The sequence below is a fragment of the Streptomyces sp. NPDC005423 genome (genome assembly GCF_040606415.1).
GTDB lineage: Bacteria > Actinomycetota > Actinomycetes > Streptomycetales > Streptomycetaceae > Streptomyces.
The window spans coordinates 281,345-292,247 of sequence record NZ_JBEXET010000003.1; the positions used below are offsets into that span (position 1 = coordinate 281,345).

9 protein-coding genes are annotated in these 10,903 nt (G+C 70.5%); 6 read left to right on the forward strand and 3 right to left on the reverse strand.

The genetic code is table 11. The annotated features are described in order from the left end of the window. The first annotated feature begins 33 nt into the window (after positions 1 to 33). From ABZT12_RS07580 to ABZT12_RS07600, 5 genes are all read left to right on the forward strand, one after another. A complete protein-coding gene (locus ABZT12_RS07580) occupies positions 34 to 738 on the forward strand; it encodes a lytic transglycosylase domain-containing protein (RefSeq protein ID WP_356378843.1) in 705 nt (234 codons plus the stop codon). A 138-nt stretch (positions 739 to 876) separates the two neighbouring features. Further along, entirely contained in the window at positions 877 to 2,259 is a 1,383-nt protein-coding gene (locus ABZT12_RS07585) for an AI-2E family transporter (RefSeq protein ID WP_356378847.1), read from the forward strand. Positions 2,260 to 2,643: 384 nt separating this feature from the next. After that, a complete protein-coding gene (locus tag ABZT12_RS07590; protein WP_356378850.1) occupies positions 2,644 to 3,540 on the forward strand; it encodes a MarR family transcriptional regulator in 897 nt (298 codons plus the stop codon). A 149-nt stretch (positions 3,541 to 3,689) separates the two neighbouring features. Beyond that, a complete protein-coding gene (locus ABZT12_RS07595; protein ID WP_356379053.1) occupies positions 3,690 to 4,070 on the forward strand; it encodes a roadblock/LC7 domain-containing protein in 381 nt (126 codons plus the stop codon). A 4-nt stretch (positions 4,071 to 4,074) separates the two neighbouring features. Next, positions 4,075 to 4,503, forward strand: coding sequence for a hypothetical protein (locus tag ABZT12_RS07600; RefSeq protein ID WP_356378853.1), 429 nt, complete (start codon positions 4,075 to 4,077; stop codon positions 4,501 to 4,503). A gap of 73 nt (positions 4,504 to 4,576) precedes the next feature. Here the strand turns inward: ABZT12_RS07600 and ABZT12_RS07605 are convergent, their stop codons facing one another. Genes ABZT12_RS07605 through ABZT12_RS07615 form a run of 3 tightly spaced genes read right to left on the reverse strand, consistent with a single transcriptional unit; the run spans position 4,577 to position 8,117 of the window. Beyond that, positions 4,577 to 6,910, reverse strand: coding sequence for an FtsX-like permease family protein (locus tag ABZT12_RS07605; protein WP_356378856.1), 2,334 nt, complete (start codon positions 6,908 to 6,910; stop codon positions 4,577 to 4,579). Continuing rightward, the gene (locus ABZT12_RS07610; protein ID WP_356378859.1) at positions 6,907 to 7,596 is read right to left on the reverse strand and encodes an ABC transporter ATP-binding protein; all 690 of its coding nucleotides are present in this window, start codon (positions 7,594 to 7,596) and stop codon (positions 6,907 to 6,909) included. The genes ABZT12_RS07605 and ABZT12_RS07610 overlap by 4 nt, the downstream gene beginning before the upstream one ends. Next, positions 7,593 to 8,117 carry a PadR family transcriptional regulator gene (locus tag ABZT12_RS07615; protein WP_356378862.1) on the reverse strand — a complete coding sequence of 175 codons (525 nt, stop codon included), beginning with the start codon at positions 8,115 to 8,117 and terminating at the stop codon, positions 7,593 to 7,595. The genes ABZT12_RS07610 and ABZT12_RS07615 overlap by 4 nt, the downstream gene beginning before the upstream one ends. A gap of 369 nt (positions 8,118 to 8,486) precedes the next feature. Between ABZT12_RS07615 and ABZT12_RS07620 the strand changes: the two genes are divergently transcribed. Beyond that, positions 8,487 to 10,775 carry a transglycosylase domain-containing protein gene (locus ABZT12_RS07620; protein WP_356378864.1) on the forward strand — a complete coding sequence of 763 codons (2,289 nt, stop codon included), beginning with the start codon at positions 8,487 to 8,489 and terminating at the stop codon, positions 10,773 to 10,775. Positions 10,776 to 10,903: the final 128 nt, after the last annotated feature.

A 10,903-nucleotide genomic window follows, 5' to 3' on the forward strand; every position in this document is an offset into this window, starting at 1 on the left:
TCACCGAGGCGGGCGATGCTGGAAGGAAACCGAGTGAGCCGGATTTCGGTCCGGGGATTCGCAGTGGCCTCGGCCACCGCGGTCACCGCCGTCGGAAGCGTCGTAGGCGTTGCCTCGGGCAGCGTTGCGCAGGCGCAGAACAATGACGCCGAAGCGACGGCAGCCGACACCACGCTCCTGGCGGACATCCCCACAGGGCAGCAGGCCCAGGTGCAGACCGCGTCCCTGACGCAGCAGGCCGACGCCCAGGCCATCCAGGCCGACGCGAGCGCCAAGAAGGATGCCGAGGCAGCCGCCCGCAAGGCCGCCGCCGAGACCGCCGTGGCCAAGAAGGCCGCGGCCGAGAAGGCGGAGAAGGCAGCCAAGGAGCGTGCGGCGGCGAAGGTTGCGGCCGCCAGCCGCAGCAAGAGCGTCTCCGCGGCCAGCTTCCCGGTCCAGAGCTCCTACACCGTCGCGCAGATCAAGGCGATGGCGGCGGCAGTGGTGCCCAGCGGCCAGTTCCAGTGCTTCAGCAACATCGTGGACCACGAGTCCAGTTGGAACTACCGCGCCGTCAACGCCTCCTCCGGCGCCTACGGCCTCTTCCAGGCACTGCCCGGCTCCAAGATGTCTTCCGTCGGCTCCGACTGGCAGACGAACCCGGCCACCCAGATCAAGTGGGGCCTCAACTACATGGACAGCCGCTACGGCAGCCCGTGTGAGGCCTGGTCCTTCTGGCAGGCGAACAGCTGGTACTAGTAACGCGCCCGACAGCGCGTCCGCTCCACCTCGCGAAGCCCTTCCCCGTCTCCAGGGGAGGGGCTTTCGCCCTGTACGGTCGGACGCGACGACTCCAAGGGGGGAGTGGTGGGGAACGACGGGGGAAGAGGACGCATCATGTCGCGAGTGCCAGGGTGGCTCGGCCGGGTAGGTGCCGGACTGAGCGAGATGGGTGAGCGGTTGGACGAGCGCCGCGCCGAAGTCCAGCAGGAGGACGACGCCGTCGTGGCGGTCGTACCGGTCGTGCCGGTGGACGCGTCGCCGCTGCCGACACCGGTCCGGGTCGTCGCCGCGCGCCCCGACCCCGCCGTCGCGGTGCCCTGGGGGGTACGGGTGGCGGCCGAGGCGGGCTGGCGGCTGCTGGTACTGGCCGGCACCGTCTGGGTGCTGATGCGCATCATCAGCGCCGTACAGCTGGTGGTCCTCGCGTTCGTCGCGGCCCTGCTGATCACGGCGCTGCTCCAGCCGACGGTGGCACGGCTGCGGCGCTACGGTCTGCCGCGCGGCCTCGCGACCGCGCTCACCGCCATCCTCGGGTTCATCGTGATGGCGCTGATCGGCTGGTTCGTGACCTGGCAGGTCATGGAGAACATCGACACGCTCTCCGACCAGATCCAGAGCGGCATCGACGATCTGCGCAAGTGGCTGCTGCGGAGCCCCTTCCACGTCACCGACAAGCAGATCAACCAGATCGCCAAGAACCTGCGCGACGCCGTCGGCGCCAACACCGACCAGATCACCTCGGTCGGCCTGGAGGGCGTCCAGGTCGTCGTGGAGGGCCTCACCGGCATCCTGCTGACCGTCTTCTCGACGCTCTTCCTGCTCTACGACGGCCGGCGGATCTGGGAGTGGTCGCTGAAGCTGGTGCCCGCGGCGGCCCGGCCGGCGATGGCGGGCGCCGGCCCGCGCGCCTGGCGCACGCTGACGGCCTATGTGCGCGGCACGGTGATAGTGGCCCTGATCGACGCAATCTGCATCGGCCTGGGCATCTACTTCCTGGGCGTCCCGATGGCCGTCCCGCTCGCCGTCTTCATCTTCCTGTTCTCGTTCATCCCGCTGGTGGGCGCCGTGGCGTCCGGCGCGCTGGCCGTCGTCGTCGCCCTGGTCACCCAGGGCGTCTTCACCGCCGTGATGACGCTCGGCGTGGTCCTCGCGGTGCAGCAGATCGAGGGCCACATCCTCCAGCCCTTCATCCTCGGCCGGGCCGTCCGCGTCCACCCTCTCGCGGTCGTCCTCTCGGTCGCGGCCGGCGGCATGATCGCCGGCATCGGCGGCGCGGTGGTCGCGGTGCCGCTGGTGGCGGTGACGAACACGGTCGTGGGCTATCTGCGCGCGTACAGCGGTGACGCGGGTCTGCCGCAGCAGGCCGGCCCGGCTTCGGTGCCGACGTCGGCCTCGGCCTCGGCGAAGGAGACCGACCGGGGCGGGGACGAACCCCCGGACACGGTCCCCGAAGCCGTCGTCGGGGAGAACGCCGAGGACCCCGCCCAGCAGAAGTGAGCGGGGTCCGGTCCGGTGCGGCGCCCGGCGTGGAGAGCACCGCTTCCGCGTAGGGCGCCGCACCGCCCGCCGTTCCCTGCCGCTCGCCGTACCCCCGCGCGTGCCCGGTGCCGTAGAACTCCCGCTCCGCGTCCAGGATTTCGGGTGCGTCGTGCCGCTCGGGTCACTGCCCGCGCGGGTGGTGGACAGCCGCCGTCGAGCCGTTCCGATTCGTTCAAATGAGCTTCGTACAAAGCCATTCGAACGCCCGGAGACGGCAATTTCCCGCAACGAGGGGCAGGTAGCGAGAGACCCCCCGGAATATGCGCGCGGACTGATACTCCTACCTCCTCGGGCGTACACGTCAGGCGCGTGTGCGAAAGGCCAAGGGGAGCGAGGTCGGGCATGCGGGATTCCCTCGGCCTGCCCGGTGGCGAACTGCTGTGGCGGGCTCTGGCCGACTGCGGGCGCGAGGAGTTCACGGGGGAGTTGCGGGCGGTCGGCCGTCCGGGCGGCACCTTCCATCTGCGCGGCGGTCTCGTCATCGCGGTGGAGAGTCCCGGCGCTCCGGGGCCGGAGGCGCTGCTGCTGCGCTCCGGCCGGATCGACGGCGAGCAATGGGCCGACCTGGTACGGGAGTCGGGCGGTTCCGACTGGCCGGCGGCCGGGCTGATCGCACACGGCTACGCGGGCGCCGCCCAACTCCGGGTCGTCTGCGTGCTGGCGCTGCGCGACGCCGTCTTCGCGACCGTCGCCGGGCAGGTCGACGAGTGTCAACGCGCGCACGGGAGAGGGCCGTTGGCGCCGGTCGCGGTGGGCGAGACGCCCGGCCGGCTGCTCCAGGAGGCAGCCCGCAGGCTGGCCGCGATCAGCGCGCTGCCCCATCCCGTGCGCCCCGACCGGGAGCGCCCTCTCCCCGCCCTCCGCGAGGACTCCCGACTCAGCGTGCCGCAACAGGAGTTGCTCGCCCACGCCGACGGCCGCCGTACCGCGCGCGACCTCGCCTTCCGGACCGGCCGCGGGGTCTACGCGGTCACCGTCGAGGTGGCGCGGATGCTCGGCGAGGGGCTCATGGAGTGCGCCGGAGCACCCCCGCCGATCCCGGTCCTCGCCCTCCCCGACGGCCTGGGCGTCCACCACCGCGAACGGCCCCCCGGGCCCGCGCCGCCGCTGCCCGCCGAACCCGCCGTACTGCCCCGCCGCAGTCCCGGAGCCAGCGGCATCACCGGAACTCTCGCCCCGGAGAAGAGCGGGGCGGGTTGGAAAGGGTTCTTCCGCATGCGGAACGGAACCACGAGATGACCGGAACCACGCAATGACCGGAACAACGAAATGACCGGAACAACGAAATGACCAGCGTGCGCAGACAGACGGACAGATGAACGGACCGAAGAAAAGCCTTCAGCCACAGGGGAGTTGAGTACGTGGATCACAAAGCCCTGGCATGGGAAATGCGCGCACTGCGCGAACAGGTGACCGGCATCACCGACACCGCCGTCGCCGCGGCCGACGGACTGCTCATCGCGGCGGACACCGCCGACTCGATCGACCCGGAGGGCCTCGCCGCCCTCGCCGCGGCCGGCCTCGGGCTGGCCCGCCGTACCGCCGACGCCACCGCCCGCGGCGCGCTGCGCCAGACGGTGGCGTACGGCAGTCACGGCTGTGCCGCCTTCTACGCGGTGGGCGACACGGCCCTGATGGTCGTGCTCGGTGACGAGGGGATGGACGTGGACCGCCTGCACCTGGCGACCCGGCCGGTCCTCGACCGCATCGAGTCGATCCTGACCGAGAGGGCCCCGGTACTCACCGAGAAGGCCGCAGAAGGAGTGTGAAGGGATGGCGACGAAACGTATGACTCCAGGCTTCTCCGACCAGGTGATGGGCCTGGTCAAATCGCTGCGCACGGACGCTCCGGACTGTGTCGCGTCGGGGGTGGTGGACATGTCGACCGGCATGCTCCTGTCGTACGAGACCGTGGAGAACCATCCGCCCGAGGTCCTGGACCTGCTGGCGGGTGCCACCCTCGATCTCTTCCAGGGCCGGACGGTCGTGATGATCGAGGACGTCTTCAAGGAGCGGCGCGGGGTCACCGGTGACCACCACTTCTTCCAGGAGATCCTCGTCAACAGCGAGAACCTCACGCACCTGTTCGTGCGGATGAACGAGCAGCAGGACGTGGTCGCGGTGGTCGTCTGCCGCAAGTCGGTCAACGTGGGCATGCTCTTCGCCCAAGTACGGCGCGTGGTGCGGGAGTACAGCCTCTGAGAGAACGGGACGCGCGGCAGCGGGCCCCCTCCCCGCGACGGGAGGGGACCCGCTGCCGTGCGTCCGGTGCGCGCTACTCCGTGCGCAGACCCTCCGGTCGCATCAGCCGCAGCAGCGGCGGCAGGCTGAGCAGAGTCACCGCCAGCACGACGCCCGCGCCGATCCCGCTCATCGCCAGCACGCTCATCCAGTCGACCCGGATGGTCGAGCCGGTCATCCGGAGCAGCACCGCGCCGAGGGTCAGCCCCACCACCGAGGCCAGGGCGAGGCCCAGTCCGACCGGGATCGCCGTCTGCCACAGCACCGACAGGCTCAGCGTGCGCCGCCGGGTGCCGAAGGCGACCAGCGCCGACAGCAGCTTCCTGCGCTCGCGCAACTGCTCCAGCTGCGAGACCAGCAGGCTCGCGCCGATCAGCAGCAGCACACAGGTGGCGCCGACGAACAGCCCGGTGCGGATGGACCGGAACTGGACCGACTCCCGGGTGGCCGAGAGCACGTCCACCTCCGCCAGCGGATCCAGCCGCGCCGCGGTGTTGCGCACCTGGTCGGGGGCGTCCGGCACCGACGAGTCGAGCAGGACGTACGCCTTCGGGGTCAGACCGGCCGCCGCGTCCGCGGGCAGCGCGCCCGAGGTGAGCAGCAGACCGCCGCGTTCGTACCCGGTCGGGTCCTTGCGAGGGGCGGCCGCCTTCAGACCGGCCGGCACCTTCCAGGGCGCCGGGTGGGCCGTGGACCCGGAGTACCACGGGTTGAAGTACACGGTGCGGCCCGCCGCAACGACCTTCCCCGGCACCGGGTCGGACCCGCCGCCGCTGATCTTGAAAACGTCGCCGTCCCGGCAGGAGGAGAGCCGGGCCACCTCACGCAGCTCCGCGCAACTGCCGACGGCGACCTCCAGTTCGTTCTGCGGCTCGCGGGCCCGCTCGCCGACCGAGGTGAGCGAGATCGCCGACGCGCTGTACACCCCCTTGGTCCTGGCGAGCCGGCCGGCCGCCTCGGCCGACGGGACGCCGGAGTGCAGCGAGACCTCCACCTGGGCCCGGTCCAGGTCGTTGGCGGTCGCCTTGGTGTAGTCCCCCTCGACCCCGGAGAAAAGCATCTGCAACGCGATCGCCCCGGCCACCGCCACGGCGATGCCGTTGACCATGCGGGCGGCCGTACCGCTGCTCAACTGGAGCCTGCGGACAGCGAGTTGCCAGGAGACCGAGCCGGAGTTCAGCCGCGACACGACGGCCTCGACGATCCAGGGGAGCAGCGCGGTGACTCCGACCAGCAGCAGGACCGTGCCGCCGGTCACCAGCCACTGGTTGAAGTTCCCGTTGGCGTCGCCCTGCCCCATCATCGGGTACAGCATCGCGAGGCCGCCCAGCGGCAGCAGCAGCCGCCACCACAGCCGGCGCCTCGGCGGCTTCGCCGTACGGACCACGCCGAGCGGTTCGATGACGACGCCGCGCAGCGCGAACAGCGTCACCAGTACGGCGGCGGTCGGCACGGCGACCGCGACCAGCACGGCCAGCGCGGGCGACGGATCGAGGTCGCTGGGGAACACGCTGATGTCCCGCACGCTGAGCAGGGCCGCCAGTTGACGGCCCGTCAGGAAGAAGACGGTGCCGAGGACGAGCCCGAGCAGGGCTCCGGCAAGCGCCTCGCCGCCCGCGATCCGGCGCGTCATCCGGCCGTCCGCGCCGACCAGCCGCAGCGCCGCGAGCCGGCGGTCCCGGCGTTCGCCGCCGAAGCGTACGGCCGCCGCGATGAAGACGCCGACCGGCATCAGCAGCACGATGAAGACCAGCAGGATCAGCAGCAGCAGCACCGGGTCCAGCTTGTCGGGCGTGTTGTGCTTCGACGGCCCGAAGTAGTCGATGCGCTCCACGGAGCCGCCCGACAGATGGTTCTCCAGCCCGTCGGCGCCCGCGTAGTAGGCGAGTTCGGCCGGTCCGATCAGGCCGGGCTTCGCGATGGTGCCGGTGATCCGGTACGGCAGGCGGTCGCGCAGCAGGGCGCCGGAGCCCGACCCGAGCAGCTTCTTCAGCGCGGGCGAAACGACCATGGAGCCCTTGGCGGGGAACTCCGCCACGCCCGGCGGCAGCGGTGCCCGCGCACCCTCGGGCTCCAGCAGCCGGCCGCGCACGTCCGTACTGCGGAACGTGGTGTCGACGCGGGCGATGACGAGCGTGTCGTCCTTCTTCGCCAATTGCGGGGAGCCGAACCTGAAGTCGTCCCGGGCGCTGTCCCGGTGGTCGCGGTCGGCCAGCGCGTTCGGTATCGCCGTGGTGAGCAGCAGCAGCGCCACGCCGAGGCCGACCCCGACCGCCGTCAGCCCGGCCCGGATCCACCCCTCGCGTCCGCCGCTGAAGGCGAACCGCATCCCCAGGCCGAGATCCCGGGACCACTGGCGCACGTTCATACGACGCGCTCCATGTCCCTGGACTTGCCGTCCCGTACGACGATCTCGCGGTCGGAGTAGGCCGCCACCCGTGCCTCGTGGGTGACGAGGACGACCGCCGCGTTGGAGGAGCGGGCCGCCTCGGTGAGCAGTTCCATCACCCGCTCGCCGTTGAGCGAGTCCAGGGCGCCGGTCGGCTCGTCGGCGAACAGCACCCGGGGGCTGGTGACGAGCGAGCGCGCGACGGCGACCCGCTGGCCCTGGCCGCCGGAGACCTCGCCGGGCCGCTTGCCGCTGAGGTGGTCGACCTCGAGCCGCTCCATCCAGGACCGGGCGGTGCGCTCGGCCTCCTTGCGTGCGGTGCCGTTCAGCCGCAGCGGAAGGGCGACGTTCTCGACGCAGGTCAGCTCGGGCACGAGCTGGCCGAACTGGAAGACGAACCCGAACTCGGTGCGCCTGAGCGCACTGCGCTGGGCGTCGCTCATGGTCGCCATCTCGCGGCCGTTGTACATGATCGAGCCGGAGTCGGGCGTCACGATCCCGGCGAGACAGTGCAGCAGGGTCGACTTGCCGGACCCGGAGGGGCCCATCACGGCGACGATCTCGCCGGGGTGGATGGAGAACTCGGCGCCGTCCAGCGCGGTGGTCGGCCCGTAGACCTTGCGCAGTTCCTCGGCGGCGAGGAGAGAGCCGGCGGGATGGGTCACTTGGCCACCGCCTCGGCGAGCCGGTCGAGCCGCGCGGCGGTCAGTTCCAGCCAGCGCAGGTCGGCCTCCAGGTGGAAGAGCGCGTGGTCGCAGATCAGCTGGTCGGCGAGATCCCCCCGGCGCTTGCGGTCGGTGAGGATGCGCATCATGCGCAGGTGCTCGGCGCGCTGGGTGTCGAGCACGTCGGCCGCGTCGCGGTGGGTGAGCAGCGCGAGGACGACCTTGATGTAGAGGGTCGACTGGAGGTACGGCTCGGGCTTCTCCGGCGTGGCGAGCCACCGTTGTACGTCGGTGATCCCGGCGTCGGTGATCGCGTACCGCTTCCGCTCGGGGCCGCCGCCAGCCTCGATCCCGTCGACCTCCACGAGGCCGTTCTTCAGCAGGCGGGACATCGTCGAGTAGACCTGGCCGTAGTGCAGCGGCCGGTCGTGACCGAACTTCTCGTCGAAGGCGCGCTTCAGGTCGTAACCGTGGCGCGGCCCGGACTCCAGGAGTCCCAAAAGGGTGTGACCGATGGACATGCGGAGCACTCTACACACTGCGTATACCCACGGTGTATACACGGAGTGTTCAGAGCGTGGCCGGGCGTGCGACTGCGCAGGCCGGAGCCGATTGTCACGGTTGTGCTACTGAGGTGAGGGCGGGCGGCGGGCGGCCCGGCGCGCGGCCGGCCGGGTCTTGCCGGGGGACCGCCCGGCCCCGAATTGCCCGTCCCGCGCAACCCTCATATCCCCTGATACGTCAGTTCCGTTGTGTGCGGGTGCTGATTGTCACGTCCGTAAAAGGCCGGATCGACGGGCGTTTGTCATAACTGCGAGTGTTAGCTTTCTGAGCTGACCCGAGCCACGCACCCGAGTGACAGCCGAGAAGGAAGCGGAGCGGACGGACCCATGGGACGAGCGGAAGAGAGACGAGCGCGGCAGCACGCCCATCGCCGCGTGGCGCCCGGGCGCCGCGCGTCCAGGGCGGCCGGGGGTGAAGGCGGCGGTAAGAGTCCCATACGCCGGCTCTTCACCTGGAAGAAGATCCTCGGCACCTTCCTCGGCCTCTGTCTGCTCGGCATCGGCGCTTTCATCGTGCTCTACATGATGATCAGCATCCCCGCGGGCAACGCCGACGCGAAGCTCCAGAGCAACGTCTACAAGTACAGCGACGGCTCGGTCCTGGCCCGCAAGGGCGAGCTCAACCGCGAGGTCGTCGATCTCTCGCAGGTGCCCAAGCAGGTGCAGAAGACCTTCGTCGCCGCGGAGAACAAGACGTTCTACAAGGACGCCGGCGTCGACCTCAAGGGCACCGCCCGCGGCCTGTTCAACACGCTCTCCGGCAAGGGCGCGCAGGGCGGTTCGACCATCACCCAGCAGTACGTCAAGAACTACTACCTGACGCAGGACCAGACCGTCACGCGCAAGCTGAAGGAAATGGTCATCTCGCTGAAGCTGGATCGCGAGAAGTCCAAGGACTACATCCTCGCCGGGTACATCAACACCAGCTACTACGGCCGCGGCGCCTACGGCATCCAGGCCGCCGCCCAGGCCTACTACCGCGTCGACGCCGACAAGCTCACCGTCACCCAGGGCGCGTACCTCGCCGCCCTCCTCCAGGCGCCGAACCAGTACGACTGGGCGATCGCGACCGAGACCGGCAAGAAGCTGGTCCAGGCCCGCTGGAACTACGTACTGGACAACATGGTCGAGGAGGGCTGGCTGGACTCGGCCACCCGCCGGTCCCTGAAGTTCGAGGTGCCGAAGGCGCCCAAGGCCGACCCCGGTATGGAGGGGCAGACCGGTTACCTGGTGGACGCGGCCAACACCGCCCTGGAGAAGCAGCTGGTCGCCCAGGGGCAGGCGTCCAACGTCAAGGAGGCCGAGGCGATCGTCAACGCCGGCGGCTGGACCATCACGCTCAACATCGACAAGAAGAAGCAGGCCGCGCTGGAGAAGTCCGTCAAGGCGCAGCTCACCAGCAAGCTCGACAAGAAGAAGCGCAAGGTCGACGGGAACGTCCAGGCGGGCGCCGCCTCGGTCGACCCCGCGACGGGCGCGGTCGTGGCGCTGTACGGCGGTGTGAACTACGTGACCCACTTCACCGACAACGCCACCCGCACCGACTACCAGCCCGCCTCCACCTTCAAGCCGGTGATCCTGGCGGCGGCCCTGGCGGACGGCGCCAAGACCCAGTCCGGGAAGTTGATTTCGGCCGACACCATCTACGACGGCACGAGCCGGCGTCCGGTGGTCGGCAGCGACATCGGCTTCGCCCCGCAGAACGAGGACGACCAGGACTACGGCAAGGTCACCGTCCAGACGGCGATGAACAAGTCGATCAACTCGGTCTTCGCGCAGCTGGGCGTCGATGTCGGTATGGACAAGGTGCTCAAGGTCGCGGGCCGGCTCGGCATGGACACCTCCGGCCTCCAGGCGGTGCCGGCACAGACCCTCGGCACCATGGGCGCGAGCCCGCTGCAGATGGCCGGCGTCTACGCCACCCTCGACAACCACGGCAAGAAGGTCACCCCGGCCGTCGTCAAGAAGGTCGAGCACAACACCCGTAACGTCGACTTCCCGAACCCGATCGGCGACCAGGTCGTGCCGCGCGAGGCCGCCGACACGGTGACCTCGGTACTGACGGGCGTGGTCGACGACGGTACGGCCAAGGTGTCGGTCGCGGACAACGCCAAGCGCGACGGACAGCCGGTCGCGGGCAAGACCGGCACCTCCGACAACAACAAGTCGGCCTGGTTCACCGGCTACACGCCCGGCCTGGTCACCTCGGTCGGCCTCTTCGGCCAGGAGGCGAAGACCGGCAGCCAGGTCCCGCTGACCGGCGCCACCGGTCTCATCCCCGGCACCGGACGCATCAACGGCGGTGGCTACCCCGCGCAGATCTGGGCGGCCTACATGTTCGGCGTCACCAAGAGCGGCGGCAAGTTCGACCTGGAGACCACCCAGGGCGCGGCCGTCCAGCCCACCTACACCCCGACGCCCACCCCCACCCCGTCCCTGACGCCGTCGTCGACGCCGACCCTCAGCCCGACCCCGTCCCGGACACCCTCGCAGACACCGTCGCAGACTCCCTCGCAGACACCGTCGTCACCGAGCCCGTCGCAGACTTCGAGCAGCCCGTCGAGCTCACCGACGGACACCGGGACGGACAACCCCTTCGACCCGCTCGGTCAGTAAGTCCCGCCGGACGGGCGGGACTCGCGGAGGAGAACAGCGGAGAGGGGGGGCGGGGCGGGCCGGCCGGGCCGGCCCCCCCGCGGGGGGGGGGGTGGGGGTGGCGGGTGGTGCATACCGAAAGAAGCTGT